At 34.1% G+C, this 23917-nt stretch carries 24 protein-coding genes; 19 read left to right on the top strand and 5 right to left on the bottom strand.

Annotated features, from left to right (window positions below; genetic code table 11):
* Positions 1-25: 25 nt before the first annotated feature.
* Together trmB and C240_RS03055 are read left to right on the top strand one after the other, a co-directional pair.
* Complete coding sequence (gene trmB, locus C240_RS03060; protein ID WP_271490794.1) at positions 26-676, top strand: tRNA (guanosine(46)-N7)-methyltransferase TrmB; 651 nt, start codon at positions 26-28, stop codon at positions 674-676.
* 277 nt (positions 677-953) lie between these two features.
* Entirely contained in the window at positions 954-1502 is a 549-nt protein-coding gene (locus C240_RS03055; protein WP_271490791.1) for a TMEM175 family protein, read from the top strand.
* Positions 1503-1644: 142 nt separating this feature from the next.
* Here C240_RS03055 and C240_RS03050 read toward each other — a convergent pair whose 3' ends face one another.
* Positions 1645-1986, bottom strand: a complete 342-nt coding sequence (locus C240_RS03050) for a peptidase (protein ID WP_271490788.1) — start codon at positions 1984-1986, stop codon at positions 1645-1647.
* 265 nt (positions 1987-2251) lie between these two features.
* On the opposite strand from C240_RS03050, the gene pepA reads away from it, so the two are divergent.
* The 4 genes from pepA to ytpR all read left to right on the top strand — a co-directional run bounded on the left by pepA (position 2252) and on the right by ytpR (position 4916).
* Complete coding sequence (gene pepA / locus C240_RS03045; protein ID WP_271490785.1) at positions 2252-3325, top strand: glutamyl aminopeptidase; 1074 nt, start codon at positions 2252-2254, stop codon at positions 3323-3325.
* Between the two features lie 10 nt (positions 3326-3335).
* Entirely contained in the window at positions 3336-3650 is a 315-nt protein-coding gene (locus C240_RS03040; protein ID WP_271490782.1) for a thioredoxin family protein, read from the top strand.
* A gap of 64 nt (positions 3651-3714) precedes the next feature.
* Positions 3715-4176 carry a universal stress protein gene (locus C240_RS03035; RefSeq protein ID WP_271490780.1) on the top strand — a complete coding sequence of 154 codons (462 nt, stop codon included), beginning with the start codon at positions 3715-3717 and terminating at the stop codon, positions 4174-4176.
* A 122-nt stretch (positions 4177-4298) separates the two neighbouring features.
* Positions 4299-4916 (top strand): YtpR family tRNA-binding protein, encoded by a 618-nt coding sequence (gene ytpR / locus C240_RS03030; protein WP_271490778.1) that lies wholly within the window; start codon positions 4299-4301, stop codon positions 4914-4916.
* A gap of 61 nt (positions 4917-4977) precedes the next feature.
* Here ytpR and C240_RS03025 read toward each other — a convergent pair whose 3' ends face one another.
* Together C240_RS03025 and C240_RS03020 are read right to left on the bottom strand one after the other, a co-directional pair.
* Complete coding sequence (locus C240_RS03025) at positions 4978-5679, bottom strand: YoaK family protein (RefSeq protein WP_271490776.1); 702 nt, start codon at positions 5677-5679, stop codon at positions 4978-4980.
* 229 nt (positions 5680-5908) lie between these two features.
* Positions 5909-7084, bottom strand: a complete 1176-nt coding sequence (locus tag C240_RS03020) for an oxalate decarboxylase family bicupin (protein ID WP_271490774.1) — start codon at positions 7082-7084, stop codon at positions 5909-5911.
* Between the two features lie 359 nt (positions 7085-7443).
* Here C240_RS03020 and C240_RS03015 point away from each other — a divergent pair, with 359 nt between their 5' ends.
* Both C240_RS03015 and C240_RS03010 read left to right on the top strand, forming a co-directional pair.
* Positions 7444-8553 carry a YncE family protein gene (locus C240_RS03015; RefSeq protein WP_271490772.1) on the top strand — a complete coding sequence of 370 codons (1110 nt, stop codon included), beginning with the start codon at positions 7444-7446 and terminating at the stop codon, positions 8551-8553.
* 45 nt (positions 8554-8598) lie between these two features.
* Positions 8599-9936 (top strand): dihydrolipoyl dehydrogenase family protein, encoded by a 1338-nt coding sequence (locus C240_RS03010; protein WP_271490770.1) that lies wholly within the window; start codon positions 8599-8601, stop codon positions 9934-9936.
* Positions 9937-10167: 231 nt separating this feature from the next.
* Here the strand turns inward: C240_RS03010 and C240_RS03005 are convergent, their stop codons facing one another.
* Together C240_RS03005 and C240_RS03000 are read right to left on the bottom strand one after the other, a co-directional pair.
* A complete protein-coding gene (locus C240_RS03005; protein WP_271490769.1) occupies positions 10168-10452 on the bottom strand; it encodes a hypothetical protein in 285 nt (94 codons plus the stop codon).
* A gap of 264 nt (positions 10453-10716) precedes the next feature.
* The gene (locus C240_RS03000; RefSeq protein WP_271490767.1) at positions 10717-12018 is read right to left on the bottom strand and encodes a S1C family serine protease; all 1302 of its coding nucleotides are present in this window, start codon (positions 12016-12018) and stop codon (positions 10717-10719) included.
* Between the two features lie 418 nt (positions 12019-12436).
* Between C240_RS03000 and rlmH the strand changes: the two genes are divergently transcribed.
* The 11 genes from rlmH (at position 12437) to C240_RS02945 (ending at position 23912) form a co-directional block, all read left to right on the top strand.
* Positions 12437-12916, top strand: a complete 480-nt coding sequence (rlmH, locus tag C240_RS02995) for a 23S rRNA (pseudouridine(1915)-N(3))-methyltransferase RlmH (protein ID WP_271490762.1) — start codon at positions 12437-12439, stop codon at positions 12914-12916.
* A gap of 476 nt (positions 12917-13392) precedes the next feature.
* A complete protein-coding gene (locus C240_RS02990) occupies positions 13393-13956 on the top strand; it encodes a hypothetical protein (RefSeq protein ID WP_271490759.1) in 564 nt (187 codons plus the stop codon).
* Between the two features lie 295 nt (positions 13957-14251).
* Positions 14252-14503 carry a hypothetical protein gene (locus C240_RS02985; RefSeq protein ID WP_271490757.1) on the top strand — a complete coding sequence of 84 codons (252 nt, stop codon included), beginning with the start codon at positions 14252-14254 and terminating at the stop codon, positions 14501-14503.
* A gap of 10 nt (positions 14504-14513) precedes the next feature.
* Positions 14514-14876 carry a hypothetical protein gene (locus C240_RS02980; protein WP_271490755.1) on the top strand — a complete coding sequence of 121 codons (363 nt, stop codon included), beginning with the start codon at positions 14514-14516 and terminating at the stop codon, positions 14874-14876.
* A complete protein-coding gene (locus C240_RS02975) occupies positions 14867-16519 on the top strand; it encodes a T7SS effector LXG polymorphic toxin (protein ID WP_271490753.1) in 1653 nt (550 codons plus the stop codon). Before C240_RS02980 ends, C240_RS02975 begins: the two co-directional genes overlap by 10 nt.
* On the top strand, positions 16516-17328 hold the full coding sequence (locus C240_RS02970; protein WP_271490751.1) for a hypothetical protein: 813 nt from the start codon (positions 16516-16518) through the stop codon (positions 17326-17328). Before C240_RS02975 ends, C240_RS02970 begins: the two co-directional genes overlap by 4 nt.
* Positions 17329-17609: 281 nt before the next feature.
* On the top strand, positions 17610-19067 hold the full coding sequence (locus tag C240_RS02965; RefSeq protein ID WP_271490749.1) for a DUF4822 domain-containing protein: 1458 nt from the start codon (positions 17610-17612) through the stop codon (positions 19065-19067).
* Between the two features lie 79 nt (positions 19068-19146).
* Positions 19147-20139, top strand: coding sequence for a DUF916 domain-containing protein (locus C240_RS02960; RefSeq protein WP_271490748.1), 993 nt, complete (start codon positions 19147-19149; stop codon positions 20137-20139).
* Positions 20114-20413: a hypothetical protein gene (locus C240_RS02955; protein WP_271490747.1), complete on the top strand. Its 300-nt coding sequence runs from the start codon at positions 20114-20116 to the stop codon at positions 20411-20413. The genes C240_RS02960 and C240_RS02955 overlap by 26 nt, the downstream gene beginning before the upstream one ends.
* 310 nt (positions 20414-20723) lie before the next feature.
* Entirely contained in the window at positions 20724-22118 is a 1395-nt protein-coding gene (locus C240_RS02950) for a CHAP domain-containing protein (RefSeq protein ID WP_271490746.1), read from the top strand.
* Positions 22119-22787: 669 nt separating this feature from the next.
* Positions 22788-23912: a CHAP domain-containing protein gene (locus tag C240_RS02945; protein WP_271490745.1), complete on the top strand. Its 1125-nt coding sequence runs from the start codon at positions 22788-22790 to the stop codon at positions 23910-23912.
* Positions 23913-23917 lie beyond the last annotated feature (5 nt).

The raw sequence follows: 23917 nt of genomic DNA, 5'->3' as shown, positions 1-23917 counted from the left end.
TTTAAGTGAAAGGAAATAACAGAACATGCGAATGAGAAAAAGACCAGGAGCAAAAGAACTGCTAGAAAAACATCCTGAGTTAGTTGTTGATGCACCGGAAAAATGGCGCGGGCGTTGGTCAGAACGTTTTGGAAACGATCATCCGATTCATATTGAAATTGGATCAGGTAAAGGTCAATTTGTTGTAGGAATGGCTAAAGCTAATCCTGAAATTAATTATATTGGTATTGATATGCAGTTAAGTGTTTTATCTATTGCATTAGAAAAAGCATTGGAAGAAGATTTACCTAATCTGCAATTATTACATGTGAATGGTGAAGCACTAACAGAATATTTTGCAGAAAACGAAGTAGATCAAATTTATTTGAACTTTTCTGATCCTTGGCCAAAAACGCGCCATGAAAAGCGCCGTTTAACCTTTAAAACATTTTTAGCAACAGATGAAATTATTCTAAAACCCAATGGAGAAATTCATTTTAAAACCGATAATCGTGGACTATTCGAATACTCATTAAGCAGCTTTTCAAAATATGGAATGATTTTAGAGCAAGTTTGGCTGGACCTCCATGTCAGTGACTATGAAGGAAATATTATGACAGAGTATGAGGAAAAATTCTCCGCCAAAGGTCAGCCGATTTATCGTGTGGAAGCTAGATTTCAAAGTGAAAAGAATTAACTATTTTGCATAAAATAGACAGTAGTAAATACTTGAAAGACCTAAGAAAAATTTTCTTAGGTCTTTTTTAAGGCACCTTCATATTTTTATTGACAATTAAAACAGGTACCTTTATAATTGTTTTTCTTAAGGTACCTGAACGAAAATGGTGATAAAACAAGAAAAGGAGATGTTTTTTATGTTGGCTTGTTTATTTTTAATTTACGATTTTTGTAAGAAGCAACGACAGCTTAACCAAACAGATGAATTTGTTTTTAGTTAAAGGAGAGAAGCAGAAATGAATTTAGCAAATGCTAAAACAAGAATAGAATTATTTAGTGATGCAGTAATTGCCATAGTGATTACGATTGCAGCTTTGGAAATACCAATCCCGCATAACGGTAATTATCATCAATTTGTAGGTAGCCTATTTACCTTTGCCATTAGCTTTTTTATTGTTGCTAGTTATTGGAGCGATCATCGTAATTTATTTGAGAAAATAGAAAAAATTAACGAGAGAGTTGTTTTTAAAAATAGTTGTTTTCTGTTTTCGTTAGTATTGATACCTGTTTTTACGAAGTGGTCCATGGAAGCAGCAGATAAAAAAATTCCAGCCTTGGCGTTTGGCTTGTTGTTAATGATTATTAATGGGATGTTCAGCAGTTTATTTTTGACGGGCAGTTCATTGATTGAGCAAAATGATGGTAGAATTGGGGAATTAAAAAAATTGTATGTTCGACGTGATTTAGTCTATTATTTTTCGATTTGTTTACTTATGATTACCGCTTTTTTTGTTCCGCAAATTACATTGTTTTTCTTTATTGGTGTACCATTAGCTATGTTTTAAAAACAAACTTTGCAGAAAAGTTCGATGGAAAGCGTCGGTCAGAATCTAGAAAAAATCAACAGTTTAGACGTTATGGACAGAAAAAATTGAGAGTGTAGAAAAACAAAAGAGACAAAAACAGATGTGTTTTTGTCTCCAACTATTAATCTTTGATTCGTTTAACATCAATCACGGTGCCTGTGATCGCATCTGCTACAAATTCATATTGTGCCATAATCCCGTCTTCTAAACGAGAAATACCGCCTTGATATGTTTTGGAATGAATCGCAAACTTTCTTAATGGTTTCTTCTCAAATTCAATCCACGAGCCTTCGATAGGGCCTTCCTTTAAAAATGCTTCTTTGACATTTTCTAAAACTAAATCGGCATCAAGTGTGCGCTTTTTTTGATACCAAAGCGTTGATGCAACACCACTTAAAATACCTAAACTCACACCTATTGCTAAACCGCCTTTAAAATAGCTTAATTCGTTTTCTTCATTCATGGGGAATAACCTCCGTATACTTTCAAATGTTTGCTAAACTACGTCAGCCTTGCCTCTATTCTAACACATTGTCCGAAAATATCGAAAAACAAAAAACGTGGGCATTTAAAAAAATTTGCGTTATAATAAAGAAGATATCAGATGAAAGGAGTATCTGCCATTTTTATTTAAAAAAAGTGTTATTTTAAGTAGAAGAGAGCATCCTGAATCAAATGATTGAATTTCGTATTTTTACTAGACAGGACTGTTGGCAGATAATATAACGATGGAAGAAAAAACATTTCAACGTATTAAAGAACTTACTGAACTACAAGGAACTAGCGGATTTGAAGATGATATTCGCGCCTATATGAAAAAAAATATGGAGCCTTTAGTCGATGAAATTCAATATGATGGATTAGGCGGTATCTTTGGGTTGAAAAGAGCTGCTCAAGAGGCACCTCGTGTAATGGTTGCCGCTCATATGGATGAAGTTGGATTTATGCTGACTCAAATCAAGGACAATGGGTTATTCCAAGTTGTTCCTTTAGGTGGCTGGAATCCGTATGTAGTTTCTTCGCAGCGTTTTACATTAAAGACTAGCAAAGGTAATTATCCATGTATTTCATCGTCTGTTCCGCCTCATTTATTACGTGGAACGAGCGGTCAAAAACAATTAGAAGTTACAGATGTGTTATTTGATGCTGGTTTTGAATCAAAAGAAGAAGCAGAAAGTTTTGGCGTACGTCCAGGAGATTCGATTGTACCTCAAGCTGAGACGATTAAAACAGCGAATGGTAAAAATATCATCAGTAAATCATGGGATAACCGCTACGGCTGTACATTAGTTTTAGAAGCGCTGGAAGCTTTGCAAAATGAAAAATTAGGTCATACATTAATTGCTGGAGCGAACGTTCAAGAAGAAGTTGGGCTACGCGGGTCAAAACCTTCTGTGCATAAATTTAAACCAGATCTATTCTTTGCTGTAGACTGTTCAGCAGCAGATGACATTAACACGAAAAAAGGCACATTTGGTCATCTTGGCGAAGGAACATTATTACGAATTTATGATCCAGGGATGATTACGTTACCGCGTGTGCGTGAATATTTATTAGATATTGCGGCGACACATAATATTCCATATCAATATTTTGTTTCGAAAGGCGGAACGGATGCAGGCGCTGCTCATACAACTAATAACGGTGTGCCAAGTACAGTTATCGGCGTTTGCGGACGCTATATCCATACACATCAAACAATGTTTAACATCAAAGACTTTGAAGCAGCTCGCGAAATGTTGATCCAAGTTTTAAGAGGATTAGACCAAACAACAGTAAATACTATCATTTACGGAAAGTAGGTGCTATCAGATGATTATTCCAACGTCTTATGAAGAATTAGCTGGTTATGTTGAAGGGGAAAAAAGTGTGTTCTTCTTCACTGCTGACTGGTGCGGTGATTGCCGTTTTATCAAACCTGTCATGCCTGAAATTGAAGCGGAATTTCCAGAGTTTAAATTTATTGAAGTTGATCGTGATAAGTTCATAGATTTAGCTTCACAATGGACAATCTTTGGTATTCCTAGTTTTGTCGTAACAGATCATGGCAAAGAACTAGGTCGTTTAGTTAATAAAGATCGCAAAACCAAAGAAGAAATCACTGCATTTTTGAAAAGTGTTCGTTAATTTTGGGCATCTAATACGGTAACCGGTTCAAGTGTCAGATTAAATCAATCAGGAGATGAGTGCTATGTTAAACCAAACCTATAAAAATGTATTAGTTGGTGTAGATGGTAGCGATCAAGGGAATTTAGCTTATGAAAAAGCCATTGCGGTAGCCAAAAGAAATAATGGTCGTGTAATTGTGGCTCACGTTATTGAAAATAGAGTCTATGAAATGATGGGTTATTCTTCTTTAAATGATAATTTACTAGATCAGGAAACGGAAAATGCTAAAGAATTATTGGCGGATTGCAAAAAACATGCTGAAAGTCTAGGTTTTACCCAAGTGGAAACTGTTTTGACTTATGGGACTGCTAAAGAAGTTATGTGTAAAGATTTGCCTGAAAAATATGATGTAGATTTAATCATGGTAGGTCAATCGGGTTTAAATGCGGTAGAACGTCTGATGGTCGGTAGTGTCAGCAGCTATATCATTCGTCATGCTCCGTGTGATGTGTTAGTTGTACATCCGGATAACGTAGAAAAATAAATAATGATTAGATATGAGATAGGTGAAGCAAGTCTTAACCGGATTGTTTCACCTGTTTTTTTTGAGATGAAACAAAGTAATCATGAATAAACTGATAGAACATAGTTTTAGGAGGAAGAAAATTGATTTTTGCTTATAATAAAGAACATGTCGGTGATGTTTTACTAGTAATTGTAGGGGACGATAAAGGTCAAGAAAATCGTGTGGAACGTAAAGGAGATGTGGCAAGAGTAACTGTTGCAGACAGCGGTGAAGTTGTCGCTTGGAATATTTTTGACGCATCAACCATTTTAGGAGAAATCACAGGTGTTGGCCAAGTTGAGTTGACTGGTGAACAAATCGAAAAATTAAATCAAGAACTTAAAAAAGCAGGTTTTGCTGAATCGTTAGCTGTGGATACCGTGCCTAAAATTGTTGTAGGCTTTGTTAAGTCTTGTAAAAAACATCCTGATTCAGATCATTTATCTATCACTCAAACAGAAGTAGATAACGGAGAAATTCTTCAAATTGTTTGTGGAGCACCAAATATTAAAGCAGGACAAAAAGTTGTAGTCGCAAAACCTGGTGCAATGATGCCGGATGGTTTATTGATTTGGCCTGGTGTTTTACGCGGAGTTGAAAGTTTTGGAATGATCTGTTCTGCGAGTGAGCTACGTTTGCCCGATGCTCCAGCAAAAAAAGGAATTTTAGAATTACCATTTGATGCAGTTGTAGGAGAAAAATTTGCAGTAGGAAAATAAAAAATAAGAGCCAAAACGAAAATAATCTTTTGTTTTGGCTCTTATTTTTTTGATAATTGAATTAGACTGGATCAATTGCTTCTATTGAGTCTTCTTTTTTCTGAACTTTGGCAATGATGCCAATTAATAAAATTAATCCACCTGTTACCCATAATGATTTTTCAGCAATATGGATGGTTAAGAATGTGCCCATTAGTCCGCCAATGGCAAAACCAAGCAATACGATAAAATAAATTACGCTATCTTTCGCAGCGCCTTTTTTGCCAAATATGGCTTGGATGATATAGTTAAATGCTAACTGAACAACTAAAGTTACCGCAACATTTCCGTATAGCATACCATCAATTTTATGAAAAGCGTTGCCCTGCATACCTGCGATAAAAGAAATAATCATACAAACATAAGCCGCACCAAACGCTGCGTTGATTGAAGAAAAACCAACTGCGAATAAGATAAGAGCCTCTACACTTAAAATCGCAAATGTCCAAGACTTGTGTTCTTTACCAAACTTCAATTGAATGATTCCCGTTGCAATTGAACCTAGCCCAAAACATAGAATGGTTAAAGCGACTGTTGTAAATTTTGCTATATTATTCGTTGCTAAAGTCTGGCCTAATAAAATAATATTCCCAGATTGTACTGTACTAAAAGCTTTAGCTGCAAAGAAGGTATAACCGTCCATCGATCCAGCAGCAATAGCTAGTAAAAAAGCTATAAAAGGTGCTTCCATTAAGGGATATTTCGAGTGTTTAAAATAATCCATTTCGCTCATCTCCTTTAACAGTTTCCTAGAATAAACAATGAGATCAGAAGCAGCAGCTAAACTTCGTTTCGATTAGATTGTCTTGAATCGTGAAGAATATCGAGTAAGTGCCAAGAATCATCAAGAAGGTTGCGAATAGATGATTCTTGGCAATTTTTGTGAATTTCTTCTTATTTCTCAAAGTTTAGTGCTTCTGCCTCATCCACGTTTATTCTATAATCAATAATAATTATTCAGCAGTATCAGGTTTTTTAAACCAAACAACGGGTTGTGGTTTCTCTGGATTTGGTAAAGATTCTGCAAATTGTTTCGTCACATTTAAATGATCTGCTACCATTTGAGATGGGGAAGAACCTAACCATTTGTTTAACGAAATATCAGAATATTCGCCATGTTTAAAGACTTCCACAAAAATTAACGGCTCATCACTAATATTTTGAACATAGTGACCTGCTACGATTGGTACAACACCCACATCACCTGCTTGGAAATCAAAGGTTCTAGAAACACCAGCTGAATTAAACACCGTCATCCGAGCTTTTCCTTGGATATAGTATTGCCATTCAGCGGCTTTTGGATGCCAGTGAAGTTCACGCATCCCGCCAGGTTCCACTTCTACAAAGGCAGCTGAGATCGTTTTAGCTACAGGAAAGAGATTTTGATCGACGATTCGAACACGACCAGCTTCAGATTCAATCGGTTTTAGTGTATCCATATGGAAGGTAAATGGTGAAGGTACGTCACCATTAACATTTGGACGTTCAACTTCTTCAATTGATCCAGGAATATTTGCTTTAAAAATGTATTTTTCCTCAGCAGGGAAGCTATCAATTTCCTCTACTGATTTCTTAAAGTTTGCCGCAACAACTTCAGGTGGTGTATGTGCTAGCCAATCAGATAATAGGAAAGTATTATTTTCAGAAAAATCAGCTTCACTGAAGACTAATAAAAATTCACAGCCTTCATCTAATGCTTGAATTGAATGAGGAACACCTGCTTCAAAGTTCCATAAATCACCAGCTTTAATATCATCAATAAATGAACGGCCGTACTCATCAATACCAGTTACGCGGGCATTTCCATATAACATCAGACCCCACTCAGCTTCTTTATGCCAATGCATTTCACGATAGGCACCAGGTTCTAAGCTCATATCTACACCGGCAACATCTTGTGAAATAGGGAAATCACGATTGGTAATTTCTCTTGTCCAACCGCCTTCTTCTAACCGTTGATGTGAATCAGAATAACTAAATCTTAAGTTTGCCATTGTCCCATGATCGGTAGCTGGTGGAACTAAAATATCCGGATTTTCTTTATCACGACTAAGATTTCTAGGCCCGTGATCGATCCAACCCTTTCCGTCAGTGTGTCTGTAAGGCTCAAGCTTTTTTTCTTCTGTCATAGCAATTCACTCCTTTGGTTTTATTAACTATAGTATCTCAGAAATTTAAATTTTAGTAAAAATAAAACATTCGAAAAAAATATAAAAAAGAATAAAATAACTGTTTTTATATTTATGTAGAGGCTCAATTATCAATTTTAAGGGGGAAGCTAGTGATATAAAATAATTTTTTGTTTTTTAGCTTAATTCAGCTGAATCATGTATTATTGATATAAGGTAAAGGAATAATGTGCTATAAATTAAATGTATGTTTCTCTACATAAAAGTTCCTTTTTGGTCTAAAATTAAATAAAAATGATATTATTAAATTGAAATAAATGTGATTTAGGAAAAAAGAATAGGTTCAATGGAGGTTTGAAATGGTTTATAAAAAGCTGGTATGTTTGCTAGGAATAAGTACATTTTTACTTATGGGATGTAGTGAGATGAATGGTGCTTCTAAGTTGACGACAAGTAGCAGTATGGAAGAGGTAAAAATTCGAACGAATACAAATCCAGCTGTTTACCAAACAACTCAAGACCAAGCAAATGCTATCTATGAATTCCCAAAACTCTACACTTCTGCTGTGGAAGCGCAACAACAAAATAACGAACTTGGAATGTACACTATTCCTGGATTACTCAGTACAGAAACATTGGAAACAGATCAATCAGATACTTTAGTTAATTGTGCTGAAATGACTCCACAAGGGGTGACAGTAGCAGGCGATTATTTATTGATTTCATCTTATTGTCATGATCATGAACATAATTCAGTCGTTTACGTGATTAACAAAGAAACGCATGAATATATTAAGACGATTATTTTACAGGGATATCCTCATGTTGGCGGAATTACCTATGATCCAATTGCAGAAAATATTTGGGTCTGTGCACGCTATGATCAGAAAGCAGAAATCGTTGCATTTCCAATGGCTTCACTTGAAAAATATGATTTAAACACAAACATTCAACCAATTGAATATACGCAGCGAGTAGAGTTGCCTCAATTAAAAAGAGCTTCCGTTATTACCTATGCAAATGAAAATATTTATATTGGTTATTTTGACGATCTAAAAGAAGGCGTTTTGGAAACATATCCAATTGACGAAAAAGGAAATTTATCTGGAGATTTGAGTAATGAGCAAAAAATTCATACGACAATTGATACTGACGAATCTGAAGTGAGCGGTACTATTGTTAGAGAACTGCAAGGAATTACATTTTATGAAGACAAATTTTTAGTAACACAATCATATGGGGCTTTTGAAAATTCTAAATTGTTAATCTTTAATTATGAAAAAGAGAAAGAAGAATTTTTAGATCACGACGTAGATAGAATGGTTGAGTTACCTGCTCACGCAGAACAAATCACTGCTGCGGGTAATCAGTTGTATACAATATTTGAATCGGCTGCGCAGCCATATCGGGATATTGAGAAAGTTTGGGTAGATCGTGTGTTGAGTTTAGATTTGAAAAAGCTTATTTGATGTATAGCGGTTGAAATTGACGAACAGCAGAGAGGAGCAAGCTTGATGGGAAAATATGATGTTATTGTTATAGGAAGTGGGTTAGGAGGACTAACCGTTGCATTTGGTTTAAATAAAAAAGGATTTAAAGTAGCTGTTGTAGAAGAAGACAAATTTGGCGGAATTGTAGCAAATTACGGAAGTACTAGAAAAAAAGAATTAGTAACATTTGCTGAACTAAAATTAGCGACAGAACGTTTAGCAGAAAAGGCTGCGGTTAATGAACTATTTCCAGATTGGCAAGAAGCTATGCAATATATTGATACGCTGGAAGATGTACAATCTGATAATCATAAAGAGGCCTTAAAAAAAGCTGGAATTGATCCAATTGTTGGAACAGCAAAATTTATAGATGAACATAATATTAACGTTAATGGAACAATATATGAGGCGGAGAAATTTGTTTTAGCAACAGGAGCTAAAAGTAGAAAACTTCAAGTTGAAGGTAGCGAGCATTTTAATTACAGTGCTGATTTTTTAACACAAGCAGAATTACCGAAAAATATCACGATAGTTGGGGCAGGAATTATTGCTTTTGCTTTTATGACAATTGCTGAAGCTTTTGATGTAAATGTGAGAGTTCTTCAACATGATGACCGCGCATTGGCTGATTTTGATTCAGAATTAGTAAAAAAATTGATTGAGCTTAACACAAAGCGAGGAATTAAGTATCATTTTGACGAGCAATTATTGTCTATACAAAAAAATCGGGATAATTATTTGATAACTACTTCTACTGGAGACTCTTATGAAACAGATGTTGTATATTGCGTGGCTGGAAGAGTACCAAATATTAGTGATTTAAACTTAGAAGCACTAGGGATGGAATTTTCCAATCATGGAATTAGTGTGGATGAATATTTAACAACAAATTTGGCTAATATTTATGCTTGCGGAGATTGTACCGAGACAGCAGTTCCTAAGTTGGCAACATACGCTGTTTATCAAGCTGATTATCTTGTAGAACATCTAAGTGGTGACGGGTTAAAATCTATTGACTATCCGATTCCTGCAATGTCAACGTTTAGTCAACCTAAGTTAGCACAAGCTGGCATGAGCATAGCTGAAGCACAAACCAAACAAGAGCTTTACCGAATTGAAAGTATAGATATGACTTCGTGGTTGGCGTACAAGCGTACGAATGATGAAACAGCCATCTTAAAAGTAATTTATGCAAATAGTGATGATCGAATAGTCGGTGTAACAAGCTTGAGCAATCAAGCAGATATGTTAATTAACTATTTTACAATGGCTCTGCATGCAGGATGGAAAAAATCAGATTTAAAAAAGATTATCTTTGCATATCCTTCATTAGCAAATGACGTTCTAAGAGCGTTTCATTGATGAACACTAAAAACGGAATGAACGGGACAAACTGAGAGGTGAGTGGGACAAAACTCTCAGTTTTGTTTCACTCACTAGAACCGAATAAACGGCGAGAAAAAAGCAGCTCCTTCGGAAATAAGCCGAAATTCACAAAAATTTGAAGAGCAATTTTCGTGAATCCCTTCTTATTTCTCGGAGCTAAACGCTTTTGTCTCAACCTCTCTCAAAAACTCTATTTCAATTTAAAGATTAGTCACCATTGTACTCGGCATAGCTAGGACCATTTGTACGTACACGATTTTGTTCTTCTTCTTCTAGCTCAGTGAAGATAGTACTATTATTCAAAAATGTATTCCAATCAGCATACATCATTGCATTTAAAGCATCAACTGATCCTTGCCCTAAAACATCAGTATGATCGCCATCGTCATTTACAAAATGACCATTATCATCATGTTTCGCTTTTTTAACTTTTTCAATATCATGTTTCTCTCCAAAAAATTTTTCCCACTCTTCTCGTAATTTATGTGCCATATGAACCCCTGCTTTCTATTTTTATCTGTCTTCATTTTATAACACTATTCAGTTTATTGCATATGTAAAGGCTTAAGTTTATAACGAGAAAATGTGGGAAAATCGTTCGATTGATAGAAAACTAAGGTACACTCCTTTTTGGCTGAGTTTTGTCACTTTAATCTGGCTATCAAGTATGTGTGTTGTGTACCCTTAAATAAAAAAAGTGGGGCAATAATCAGATTTTTTTCTGACTATTGTCCCACACTCTATCATTTTTGAATTCTATGGATTTGTAGATTCGTTAGTATTGGATTTAAGTGCTGTTTGATCGATTGTTAGATCAACGTTGACACTTTGTTCCTTACCATCACGGTAGAAAGTAACTTTCATAGTATCGCCAACTTTTTTCTTGTAAAGGGCACTTTGTAAATCAGAGACTGTTTCGATATCTTCGTCATCAATTTTTGTGATAACGTCGTATCGTTCAAGTCCTGCTTTATCTGCTGGAGTTGCTGATTGAACAGAGCGGATAAGTACACCCATTTGAACTGTATCAGGTAGTTTCAAGATTTCTTTTCTTTGCTGAGTTGAAATATTTGTTAAGTCTTCCATTGTAATACCTAAAGCTGGACGAGTTACTTTTCCGTCTTTTTCTAGTTGGTTGATAATATTTACTACGTCATTACTTGGAATGGCAAAGCCCATTCCTTCAACGCTTACTTGACTTTCAGATTGAACGATTTTAACAGAGTTGATTCCGATAACTTGACCTTCAATATTTACTAAAGGGCCACCAGAGTTACCTGGGTTAATCGCTGCATCTGTTTGGATTGCATTGATATTGATTGTTTGACCGTTGTTTTCATTTTGGATGTTTCTGTTTACCGAAGAGATAATCCCTTGCGTTACAGAGTTTGCATAAGCTGAACCTAATGGGGAACCAATAGCAAGAGCAGGCTCACCGATTTTTAAGTTGTCAGAATTACCAAATTCAGCAACTGCATCAACTTTTTCAGAAGAAATTTTGATCACAGCTAAGTCAGTATAAGCATCTGTTCCGACTAATTCGCCTTCAACTTTAGTGCCATCATGTAAGATAACTTCTAAACCTTTCGCTTGATCTACTACGTGATTATTTGTCACTACATAAGCAGTTTTATCATCTTTCTTGTAGATAACCCCACTACCTTCGCTGGCAGCTTGTAAATCACTTCCGTCAGACTCTGAATTATCTGATTCATTACCGCCGAATAATCCGCCAAAACCACTAGCATCACTAGTTTGACTAGCACTTTGAAGATTAATAACTGAAACCACTGCATCTTGTACTTTTTCAACAGCTTTTGTTACATCACTATTCACATCTAAGTTTACATTTGTAACTTTGGTATCACCACTGTTATTTTTAACAGAATTTGTTGTTGTCGGTGAATTTGAAGTAGAAGAATTAGATCCCGTGATTGCGTAAACACCGCCAAAAGCAAGTGCACCGCCAACTAATCCACCTAATATACCGATACCAAATTTTTTCATAAGCCCGTTTGACTTTTGATCTGAATCAGGCGTAACATCTTTTCTTTGCATACAAGCAACCTCCTAATTTAACTATCATTATTTATTATATTTAGTATAGTCTTTCAAGACAACTTTAGTCTACCGAATAGCTTTGAATTTTTTATGAACAAGTTTAGGAGAAAAACAGATATAAATAATGAAAAAAGAATTTTAAGAATAACTTATACACAGAATGTGTGAAAAACTAAGAGAAAATAGAGGATAATAACTGTTGAAAAGTTATCCACAAAATGTGGATAATGTGGATAAAATGATGGGAATATGTGTTTGTATCTAAAAAAGCTGTAAAATTAGGGATAATAAGCAGTTTTTCTGTGGATAACTCTGTGCATATGTGTATAACTTTGTGGGAAATTGTGTGGAAGCAAAAAAGTATTCATGATAAAATTGTGTACAATTGAAGAAACGAGAAAGTGATGTGACACTTATGAAAATAAAGATTATTACAGTAGGAAAACTGAAAGAGAAATATTTAGTTCAAGGGATTAATGAATATCTTAAGCGCCTACAAAGTTATGCGAAAGTTGAAATTATTGAAGTTTCAGATGAAAAAGCACCGGAAAACTTAAGCGAAGCGGAAATGTTCCAAGTGAAAGGCAAAGAAGGCGAACGGATTTTAGCGAAAATTTCGGATAACGAATATGTATTTGTTTTGGCGATTAATGGTAAACAATATAGCAGTGAAGAATTTTCTAAGGAGATTGAACAACTGGGGATTAATGGAAAAAGCCAGCTAACTTTCGTGATTGGTGGATCGTTAGGGTTAAGTGATGCTGTGATTAAACGTAGTCAAAAACAAATGTCATTTGGAAAATTGACTTATCCACATCAGTTGATGAGATTGGTTTTGGTGGAGCAAGTTTATCGTGGATTTCGGATAATGCGTGGGGAACCGTATCATAAATAGGGGGATTTTTAATAAATAACAGCTAAATAAAGGAGATTGACTATACTGAAAAAAGTGAGGAGTTACTTTAAAATTGTGAGTGTCACGGAACATTCATTACTTTATATAGGAATTGTTGAGTTGCTGAGTTTTATTTTCGTAAGGTTTTACCTATAGAAGTGTATTCAAAGGCTTTTATCGTTTCATTTGTTTCCATAGCATGGGTATATGTATATAACTCAGTACCTTGGAGAGGAAATAAAGATTTTGATATTGATAAAATAACACGAAAAGAAAGAGTAGGGATCTATTTACTCAGTTTTACCCACTTAATACAAGTTATATTTTCTTGTACGATGATATTGATGAGTCTAGGTAAAATCATTAATCAAGAAGAACTAACTAATATTTTATCTCAGCTCATATTGTTAATATATATTTTGAGTTGGTATATAAGCTTAATGGAGTTGTTATCTAGACTTAAAAAAGGTTTTTTCATGAAATTAATACTGTTTTGTGCCTTTTTAGGAGCTTTTAAGTCGGAGTGGTGGACAGGTATCGCTATTATAACGAGCCTCTCAGGAATTGTATTGTCAGATGAGTTTATAAAAAACATTTTAGTATATAACTCAGCTCAGAAAAAAACTAAATTTTGGGTACGCGGAAATATTATAACAAAAAAAGGAGCTAACGAACCTACTCTTAATAAGAAATTGAAAGAAAAAATAATGATTTATAAATTTTTAATTCCTTTTTTAACATGGATAATGTACGTTTCATTAATAGTTCAGAAAGATGTTGTTCCTGAAAAATTAAAATTGAAAATATTTACATTATTGGGTCTTTTAGGAGACTCAAAAGAATTAAGTGATAATGGGATAGCAAAATTCATAATAAATGGAGCATTTATTATGTTGATTTTTTCAATTATTTATATCTTTCTAATTAAGTTTACGATGAGATTCGCTTATATTAGTAAAATTGCTACTCTCATAGAAAATGAAAAAAAAGAAATCGTTGGGAACCTAAAAAAATATGTTTCTAGAGGGGATAATAATTAAGGCTCAATAGAATGTAGAGTGGAAATATTCTGTTTTAGGGATATTATAATCAATGGAATAGTTATTTTTTTGTATAAGATATAAGTTTGTAGCTACAATGCATTTTGATTTCTAGTGATTCGGTCGATAAGGCATGCTTAAAGACACTTGTTTGAGTGTCTTTTTTTATTATGCTCAAACAAACTTTGATGCTAATATTCATTATTATATTTTTTTTACTAAATAGCCTGTATTTTTACACTTTATTCCGTTAAACTATACTTATTGAAAAATAATAAAAGGGGTCGATTCTTTTATGAGTTATATAGTTTCAGATATAGGAGCTGCTACAGGTGCGGTATCTGGTATTAAGTCAGTCGAAGTAAACAAAGGGCAACAGGTTTCTTTAGGAAAAAGTAATGTATCTAGTATGGAGACTGGTATGGAAGTAAATAATCAATTATTGCCAGATTTAGCTAATCTAATTGAGTGTGTGAAAGAACAAGGAAATAAATTTCCAAAAATTGCTGAGTTGATTGCTATTGAAGATAGTAAAATTAAGTTCTAAGGAGAATAAATTGGATAATACGACAAATGATCAAGAACGGTTAAAATATAACCGTTTGATTATGGAAAAAGAAAGTACGCTAGATGATTTAACTAGAGATAAAAGAAAAATTGAAGAATGTATTTTTGAACTAAAGGATAATCTACACAGAGGTTTTCAAGAATTAAATATGTTAAATGAAGAATGTGTTCGGAATGGAAGTAACGAAAATAGACTTATGCAGAGACATAATGAGGAGCAGGAACACTTTTTTCAACAACAATTAAGAGAAGCAGAATATCAAATTATAGATGATTACAATGCAGAATCAAAATCTATCAAGGATGAAACGGAAGTTCTGTATAAGAAAAGGAGTGAAGTTCCTTGGGATTAAAATATTCAAGTTCTGATTCATCTAACTTGATTCAAGCGTTAACTAGTAATTTGAAAAGCGGATTAGAAGCTGTTAATCAATTAAAATCTGGAAGTCAAAAAGTAGTGTCTGCTGTAGATGGTAAAACATTATCAGGAGCAGCTTACACAGCAGGCAAAGGTTTGTTTAGTGATCTAATCATTCCTATAATTGCAAGAGTAACGACAGCTATTGATACGATTGAACAAGAGTTTCAGAAATATCAATCAGCAGATCAAGTTATTTCAAGTGAAGGTTACTTGGATGAAGATAATTTGAATCAACAAATCACTACGAAAAAAGCTATGAAGGCATCAGTAGATGTATCAGCTTCTATTGCGAAAGCATTATCAAGCAGTAACCCTGTAGCAAAAGTGTTAGATTCGTTGTTTGATTTTCAAAGAAACTTGAATAAAATGTCAAATGATTTACAAGAGGACATTCGTGAGTTGGAAAAGAAATTAGAGAAATTGCAACAATTCTCTACCGAAACGAATGGGTTGTTTGATAATAGTTTGAGTGATATGAAATTAGCTATACAAAGTGTTGTAGTGTTAAATGCAACGATTGTTAATAGTGATGGAAGTTATACATTGCCTGCTGGAGTCGATAAGAGTTGGTTTACAAAACTTAAAGATGCAGGTAAAGTCGGTGAAATGGAAGATAAGGCAAAAAATACGGCAATTAAAGAATTAAATGATTTATTTGCAAAAAATCCAGCAGCAGCAATCGAAAAAATCAAAAATAATGACCGACTATTTGGATATATTATTACAGCATTAGATAAATTTCCAGAGGGGGTTCAAGATGCTGCGTTAGGTATATTTATTGCACAAGAAAGCTGGAACCAACTTCCTAAAAATATTGCTAAGAGTATACTAAATAGTCCGGAATTTGGTTTGTATGTAGGCAAGATGTCTTTAGATAATCAAGCTAAAGTGTATGGTAATTTGTTATACTTAAGCGATAAGGGATGGGATGTATTAGCTCCTATTGGTTATGTGACAAGTGTCTTATCTAAGTCATCAGCAGGTGCTAAAGTTATCGCCGGTTCTAAGGTAGGCCTAACTTTGTTTAAAAAAACGGAGGCAGTATCAAAGTTTATAAAGGCACACCCAATAATTAGAAAAAGCTTTTCGTATGGCGGAGATACTTTAACGGTTACTGCTTACGCTTATGATGAATATATAAATCCTAAGAGTCCTGCTTACGGGAATGAAAGCATGGCTCTATACGGAGGAATTAATTCGTTTATGTGGAATGCTGGACCATTAGAAGGAGCCGAGTACGGTGGACCAGCAGGAGCTCTTGCTGGCGCTGCAAATACCTTAATTAAAGGCAATGTAACTGTTTGGCCAGACAAAATATTTGGTTTTGACTTACCTGGAAATGAAATTAAAACACCAGGTATAGGGTCTGAAGAAGCGAAACGTAAGTGGCTAGATGAACAATATAAAAAGTATGGAAAACATGAAGCTAGTCCAACAGATAAGAACTATCGCCCAGGGGTACAACCTGAGAGTGGGAGCTCTAACTTTAATCCGGGTACCCAGTATGTTCCTAATCAAAATAACAATGGTATAAATCCTAATAATTCTCCATATGATAACTGGAGGAACAAATGATGAAAGACTTTTATAATTTAATAGATAAAATATCTTTTTCTAATGCAGTGAAAAAAAATACACTTCATAAAGTATATCAAACTATAAATGATCCTCAAAAAGAGCTATTATCTAAAACATTAAAAGTTTATTTACTTGCAGCTATTTCTTGGAGTATAAGTCTATTTTCAAGTATAAACTGGTTTGTATTTCCTATTATATCTTCATTAATTGTAATATACATTTTACTGTTTTATTTTAAAAGTCCTAATTTTTTTAAAAGTGCGGCTTATAATAGTGTGACATACTTATTTACCCAAAATGCACTCATTTTTTATGTAAGTTCTTTAGAGATTTCGAATAGTGTTCTATTGAACAGAGCCATATCTATGATTTACATTATAGTAGGTTATTCCTTATCTCTTTATATCGTAAAAATAAAATTGATTGAAAATATTCAAGAGACATACCTATCTGAAAATAAACAGATGGTTAAAAAAACTATTATAAAAATTGTGAAGATATTTTCATCAGTACTAATTATTTTTATAGCTATACTAATTGCAGCTATGCAATTTTATAGATTTAATAAATGGTGGTTGCACAATAACAACTATAATTTTCTTTCTGGTCTAAATGGATCTGTTGTAGGAAATATTTTGTCTGTAGTTTCTGTGTTTATAGGTATATCCGTGTTATGTTTAATTACATTACTTCCGACACTTCTTTTAAATTCGAAGATTGTCGTAGACGGTTTTATATTGAAAAAATATTCTGAAGAATTCAGAAAAGAATACGAATTTACAAAAAAAGAATGGTATAGTGATTAATACTGTTAAATGGAGTATGTATCTGTATTCAACTCAAAAACAACCATATATTATATCTACAAAGATCAACCGTCTTAATCGATGGTTGGTCTATTTTTGTATTTCAAGGAGGAAATAAAATATTTAATATCAAAAAAATCTTCATATAGAGATATAGTTTATAAAAAGTTTATTTTTCGTTAATAGTCTATTTATTTCTCTTCTGTAACATAGAATATAACGTTGATAGTATCAGCAAATAAATAGGTTATATAAAAAAATTAGAAATGGAGAGTGTCAAGATGAAGAAGGAAATGAAAAGAAACTCGGTTTATGTTTTTTCACTTACAGCATTGCTACTGACGTTTGTTTTTCTATTTAGTGGAAACATTGTATTTGCTGCAGAGTATGAACCAAATCAAGTTTTAGGATCTACTAATTGGGAAGGAACTTTCGTTTATGATGCACAAGGCAATGATGTAACTAGCCAAAATAGTGGATTTATCGGTAGAGCAAAATATGATGCTGCGACAAATCGCTATGAATTCTTTGATAAACAAACTAATGTCAGTCGTGGAGATAAAGGTGTATTTTTTGTCACTCAAGATGGGAAAAAAAGAGTCTTATTATCGGAACTAGGCTATCGTGTTGTGGTAGATATGGTAAGACTAGATGAGAACATGTTTACTTATCGCAGAACTGGGGTTCAAAAAGATGGCTCTCAAGGTAATGTTTTTGTTGAGCATGTTCCATACAGCGGAGAATTGACCTTTACTTCACAGCCGCCTGTATTATCTAAAGAAACAGGAACGATTATCAAAGATCAACCAGGAAGAACAATTTTAAGTACAACAAAATGGCAAGGAACGAAAGCTTTTGATGAAAACGGTAATGATGTTTCTGACTATAATAGAGGCTATTTAGGTTTAGCTCGTTATGAAAGCAAATCTGGAAGATATGAATTTTTTGATGTACAAGGAAATGCAAGAAATGACTATGGATATTATGATGTTATTAATGGAAATAAAGAAAGAACATTACTTTCACTTGGTTCAAATTATGGAGCTACTTTAGAATTAACAGAATTAAATAATGACCGCTTTACTTATGCTAGAAATGGAAAAGATGCACAAGGCAATGATATTAAAATTACTGTGGAACATGAACCATATACAGGGGAATATCCGTTAGATTTTACCTTTGTACCCGAGGATGAATTAATTGTACAGCCACCAGCTAAAGTTCCCAATCAAGATGACTTAACAAACAGTAACGCTGTTGTAGAAGTTGAAAGTATTATGAATTCCGGAACAGTTAAATTTAGTGAGAATGCAAATACTGAAGCAAGTATTGTTTTTTCAAAAATTAATACAAAAGATAGACAAACACTTGTAGACGAAAAAGAAGCTGGCTTAGCTAAAATCAGTGTTGTTGACACGCGTACAGGAACAGATGAAAAAAATGAATGGAATGTACGAACCAAATTATCTGACGGACCATTTGGTAATAAAGGCTTCCTTTTAAATCAATTAGGTGTAGTGTTAACACCGTCAACACAAGAAAGTTCCATTCAAACGGCTGCTAATGTAACGATGAATGACAACGAAGAACATCAGGCATTTACCGTTGGTTATGAGCAGGGAAGTAACGAAAGAAAAGCAGTTACATTGAATCCCCAATTAACTGTAGCTGATACGAATCTGCTGCAATCAGGTGTTTATGGTGCAAATATTACTTGGACATTAACACCAAAAGTGTAGTTACAAAGTAGAGAAAAAGCACTGTTTCAATTTTAGAAAGCTGCTTTTTCTCTTTACTATATATAAAGGAGTGTAGAAAATGAAAAAAAATAGATGTAGTAAATGGCTCATTAGTTTGATTTTATGTTTACCTTTTCTATTTTTTCTTCCTACAAAAGGATTAGCCAATAACTCTGGTTTTTATGTGACCCCTGTTATACCAGAAAACCAATTGGAAAATACGGTTGATTATTTTAATATAGGTGTTCCAGCAGTGATGGATCAAACATTAGAGGTAGTGATTGCTAACGAATCTTCGGAACCCAAAACGGTACAGTTATCTTTACTCGACGGGATGACAACGAAAGATGGAACGATCAGTTATGATAAAAAACATACATATGACGATAGCCAAAAGTATAGAATCTCAAAAATAGCAGAGTTGGAACAAAATGAAATCACCATTGGACCAAATAACTCAGCTACGGTAAAAATACACTTGAAATATGATATAACCGATTTTTTTGGTACGATTTTAGGTGCGGTTAATGTTACTGAGAAAGAAGCGAGTAACACAGAAGTAGGTGTGAATAATTCTTTTGCCTATAATATTCCAATAAAAATAAGAGTAGCAGAAGAAAGTAAAGAGCATAGACTAAACTATATAGGGCTGACTTTTAACTCAGAAAAAGCGAAGCAATCATTAGATTTGATGTTTCAAAATCCTGATCCCGTTATCCTTAGAAATATAAGCTTATCATTTAATATTTATAAAAAAGATAAACCATCAGATAGTCTTTGGTATAAGGAAATGAAAGAGGTTGAACTAGCACCGAACAGTTTATTTTCACCAGAACTTTCATTGACAGAGGCTAAATTAAAAGCAGGAAAGTATGTTTTAAAAATAGTAGCTAAATCAGATGTGATCGACAGATCTTGGGAAAGTGACTTTACTATTTCTGCATCAGAAGAACGATCGATGAATGGGGGAGTAGAGATTCTTTCGGAAAGCAATCATTGGTGGTTAGCTATATTTGCCGCTATTGTAGTTTTAGGAGGAGCGGGATATGTCTTTTACAAGAAGAAAACTTAAGTATTTAGCTGTTATTGTTTGTACTTGTGGTTTGATAGGTAATCTATTTTTGAAGACAGTTCATGGAGAATCACTTGTAAGTGATGCAACGGTAGAAGTCGTTCAAGACGATACATCAGTAATTCTAGAGGACAATGTGAAACAAGAACAACTCCCGAAAACAAATGAACAAATAAATAGTTTATTTGCGTGCTTAGGAATGTTGCTACTTATTCTTTGGGCGAGGAAAGTATATAATATGCTAAAAATTTTGCGAGCGAGTGCTGATAGATAGTATAGGCATTCAATAAATACGGTTAAAAAAGATCAATCATCCTCATCGATGGTTGTTTTTTTGTATTTAAATAAGGTTATGAGACACCCTAAAGTCTAAAAATTCAAAGTAAATTTCTAAATTGATGTATGAAATATCTATAATTTTATTGTTCAAAGTAAATACGGGAGCGAGAAAAACTGGGAGTATATCGAAGGAAACTCAGAAGGAGGAAACGTTTATTATGAACTACACTTTAAGTAATCAATTAATAAATGTTTAGAAGCTTCGAACAGAATAATTGAGAATACATCAAATGAAGGTAGAGGTAATGAAAATGGCAGTAGAGGGATCAGTTTTAGTTTCAGAAAGTCAATGGTTACAAGGACAGGGAGTTCCGGTTTATTCAAATGGAGGTAATTACAGCACATACTATCAATGTGTGGAATTACCGCAGCAAAGACTATATCCTAAAAAGGGTTGGCCGAGAGTTTTTGCAGCAGGAAATGGCGGGGCACAGTATATTCCGGAAGGTTCACCGGGGTTAACTAGGCACAATGCGGGTTCTAATTACATTCCAGTACCGGGTGATTTAGTTATTGAATATGGTAATAGTTGGAATGCTTATGGACATGTATCTGTTGTGGATTACACAGATTTAGATACAGGAATCATTTATGCAGTAGAACAAAATGCTTCAACAAGTGGTAGAGTCACATATAGTTATAATGGTAGTAATTATACAGGTCTTTCGGCGAGCCGATCTGTTAAATGTATTCTACACGCTCCAGGGAATAATTTGAAAAACCCTTCAACGGCTCCAAAATTACCATCAAAAAATCCAGCCCAAGCAGTTTCAAAAGGAATTAACTATGAAACACATGTAAGTAAAGTTGGCTGGATGAATAATGTGAAAGATGGGGCATTATCAGGATCAACAGGTTTTAAATTACCGGTTGAAGCCGTGAAAATTACATTTGTAAATGGCCAAATCAATGGATCAGTTGAATATCGTGCTCATGTATCTGGTACAGGCTGGATGCCGTGGGTAAAAAGCGGGCAAGTGGCTGGAACTACTGGTCAATCAAAAACAGTTGAAGCAATCCAAGCTCGCCTGACAGGGGAAGCAGCGAATTATTACACGTTAGAATATCAAGCCCATGTTGATGAAAGTGGCTGGTTAAGCTGGGTGAAAGATGGACAAACAGCTGGAACCACAGGACAAAAAAAGCATCTTCAAGCAATTAAAATGAAATTAGTAAGAAAACCAATTGTTCAAGGAACGGCTAAACCGGCAACAGAAGGTGTATCATATCGTATGCATCTAGCTGGAGAAGGTTGGTTAGGCTACGTTACTGACAGTCAACTGGCTGGAACAACAGGCCTAGGTATTGAAAGTCAGTGTCTGGAAGTTTTTGTAGAAGGCAAAAAAGAAAATGTTCAAATTGACGCTCACGTTTCAGAAAAAGGCTGGTTAACTAATTCGGGTGGAACAACAGGTCAGAAACTAGCATTACAAGCGGTGAAAATGAAATTGAACAATGGTTTGGATAAATATTATGATATTTGTTATCAAGTGCATGTATCAGAAAAAGGCTGGATGTCTTGGGTGAAAAATGGTGAAATGGCTGGAACAACAGGTCAGAAACTAGCGATTCAAGCGATTCGAATTAAGCTAGATGGAAAATTTACTAGTGAACCTATAGGATCTATAGTTACAAAATAGAATTAATTTTTAAATAAAGATAATTTAGAAGTGTAATCGAGTGTAGGACACTAAAAACAAGTTTTTGATGTGTATTCGAAAAATTGTTTCCTATTGACAGGTATGAATACGGTATTGGACCGTACTCATACCTGTCAATTTTGTTTTATGAGAGAGTAGTTGGGCTCTGCTTTAACTCTTCAAAACTAGAAGAATTGAATAGATAATAGCTTCCTTTCTTTAGAAATCCAAAAGAGTATTCCATTAAGATTTTGGATATTTATTTTTGAGTCGTAAAGTTTAACTTTACATTCTAATAGGCTGGATAACTTTTCCATTTTGTTTGTAAGCGTTGTGTTTTAGGATTTTTTTCCAAATAAGTAATACATGTGTTTTTAGTTGAAAATTTAAAATTTCGGTAAAAGACTATTATTTTTTACTAATGTTTCTCTAAAGGTTTTTTAAGAGGCTTTTTAAGGATCGTTTTTAGGACAGTTATAACTTAATTACTATTTTATTGTTAAATAAGAGATCCAAAATTCAAAGTAAAAACAGTAAGGAGTATTTCGGGAGATTTTTAAAAGTTTAAACTCAGTAAAATAAATTATACTTAATGTAATCAATTGGTGGTGTTTTAAAAGCTTCGAAGTGAGTCTTACAAAATAAGGTAGAAGAAAAGGAGTGAATAAAATGGCAGTAGAAGGATCAGTTTTAATTTCAGGAAATCAATGGTTACAAGGAAAAGGAGTTCCTGTTTATTCAAATGGAGGTAATTACGGTACATTTTATCAATGTGTCGAATTACCGCAACAAAGATTATATCCTAAAATGGGGTGGCCAAGGGTATACGCAGCTGGAAATGGAGGAGCGCAATATATTCCAGAAGGCTCTCCTGGTTTAATTCGGTATAATCCCGGATCTAAATATATTCCTGTCCCAGGAGACTTAATTATTGAATATGGTAATGATTGGAATCCGTATGGACATGTTTCTGTAGTTGATTACACAGATGTAGATAAAGGAATTATTTACGCGGTGGAACAAAATGCTTCGGCAAATGGTAGAGTAACCTATGCGCACAATGGAAGTAATTATAAAGGACTTTCAGTTAGTCGATCAGTCAAATGTGTTCTCCATGCACCAGGAAATAACTTGAAGAATCCAGTAAAAAAACCGTCACAAGGATCATATATAGCATTTGGCAAGTATGTGACAATTACCAAAAAAGGCTACAATTTATGGAGCAGTTTTGACTGGGTGAAAAAGGATACTACAGATAAACTATTTAATGAAACTTATATAGCTAAAGGCTATTACAATCATTCGAATGGTTCCAGATATTACTCCTTGTGTGATGAGGCAAATGGATGGAAAGGCTATTTGAATGCGGAAGCTGCAAGTATTGCAAAAGAGCGAAATTTTAGTGAGATTCAAGAATACAAAATGTTGCATAAAGACCAAAAATATTCAATTGATACATTGCCTTGGGGAATGATTGGCTACGTAAAGGTAGCGAATTCAAAAGATTATATGGGAAAAGTAATTAAATTGACTCAGCAAGCTGGTCCATATTACTATTCGCCAGACTTAAAAGGTTGGATTGATAATAAAGCACTTGATACAGTAGAAAAAATTAATCAAGCATTAACAATTAAAAATAGTGGTTATCAAATTAATCCACTACCATGGTATCAAGGAGTTCCAGTGTCAGGAAATACTAAAGATCATATAGGTAAAAAAGTAACAGCAACCGGTAAAAAAGGTGGATACTACTATATCTCAAACTTAGGTTGGATTGATCATCGTGCTTTTTAATGATG

Origin of the sequence: Enterococcus sp. 5H (assembly GCF_028128615.1) — a bacterium.
Taxonomy (GTDB): Bacteria; Bacillota; Bacilli; order Lactobacillales; family Enterococcaceae; genus Enterococcus_L.
Note: the sequence above shows the minus strand (reverse complement) of the source record. Positions and strands in the feature narration are given on the sequence as shown.

Excerpts from the sequence above, each read along its gene's own strand:
- trmB (WP_271490794.1), top strand. The coding sequence starts at position 26 with ATGCGAATGAGAAAAAGACCAGGAGCAAAAGAACTGCTAGAAAAACAT.
- C240_RS03055 (WP_271490791.1), top strand. The coding sequence starts at position 954 with ATGAATTTAGCAAATGCTAAAACAAGAATAGAATTATTTAGTGATGCA.
- C240_RS03050 (WP_271490788.1), bottom strand. The coding sequence starts at position 1,986 with ATGAATGAAGAAAACGAATTAAGCTATTTTAAAGGCGGTTTAGCAATA.
- pepA (WP_271490785.1), top strand. The coding sequence starts at position 2,252 with ATGGAAGAAAAAACATTTCAACGTATTAAAGAACTTACTGAACTACAA.
- C240_RS03040 (WP_271490782.1), top strand. The coding sequence starts at position 3,336 with ATGATTATTCCAACGTCTTATGAAGAATTAGCTGGTTATGTTGAAGGG.
- C240_RS03035 (WP_271490780.1), top strand. The coding sequence starts at position 3,715 with ATGTTAAACCAAACCTATAAAAATGTATTAGTTGGTGTAGATGGTAGC.
- C240_RS03025 (WP_271490776.1), bottom strand. The coding sequence starts at position 5,679 with ATGGATTATTTTAAACACTCGAAATATCCCTTAATGGAAGCACCTTTT.
- C240_RS03020 (WP_271490774.1), bottom strand. The coding sequence starts at position 7,084 with ATGACAGAAGAAAAAAAGCTTGAGCCTTACAGACACACTGACGGAAAG.
- C240_RS03015 (WP_271490772.1), top strand. The coding sequence starts at position 7,444 with ATGGTTTATAAAAAGCTGGTATGTTTGCTAGGAATAAGTACATTTTTA.
- C240_RS03010 (WP_271490770.1), top strand. The coding sequence starts at position 8,599 with ATGGGAAAATATGATGTTATTGTTATAGGAAGTGGGTTAGGAGGACTA.
- C240_RS03005 (WP_271490769.1), bottom strand. The coding sequence starts at position 10,452 with ATGGCACATAAATTACGAGAAGAGTGGGAAAAATTTTTTGGAGAGAAA.
- C240_RS03000 (WP_271490767.1), bottom strand. The coding sequence starts at position 12,018 with ATGCAAAGAAAAGATGTTACGCCTGATTCAGATCAAAAGTCAAACGGG.
- rlmH (WP_271490762.1), top strand. The coding sequence starts at position 12,437 with ATGAAAATAAAGATTATTACAGTAGGAAAACTGAAAGAGAAATATTTA.
- C240_RS02990 (WP_271490759.1), top strand. The coding sequence starts at position 13,393 with ATGAAATTAATACTGTTTTGTGCCTTTTTAGGAGCTTTTAAGTCGGAG.
- C240_RS02985 (WP_271490757.1), top strand. The coding sequence starts at position 14,252 with ATGAGTTATATAGTTTCAGATATAGGAGCTGCTACAGGTGCGGTATCT.
- C240_RS02970 (WP_271490751.1), top strand. The coding sequence starts at position 16,516 with ATGATGAAAGACTTTTATAATTTAATAGATAAAATATCTTTTTCTAAT.
- C240_RS02965 (WP_271490749.1), top strand. The coding sequence starts at position 17,610 with ATGAAGAAGGAAATGAAAAGAAACTCGGTTTATGTTTTTTCACTTACA.
- C240_RS02960 (WP_271490748.1), top strand. The coding sequence starts at position 19,147 with ATGAAAAAAAATAGATGTAGTAAATGGCTCATTAGTTTGATTTTATGT.
- C240_RS02955 (WP_271490747.1), top strand. The coding sequence starts at position 20,114 with ATGTCTTTTACAAGAAGAAAACTTAAGTATTTAGCTGTTATTGTTTGT.
- C240_RS02950 (WP_271490746.1), top strand. The coding sequence starts at position 20,724 with ATGAAAATGGCAGTAGAGGGATCAGTTTTAGTTTCAGAAAGTCAATGG.
- C240_RS02945 (WP_271490745.1), top strand. The coding sequence starts at position 22,788 with ATGGCAGTAGAAGGATCAGTTTTAATTTCAGGAAATCAATGGTTACAA.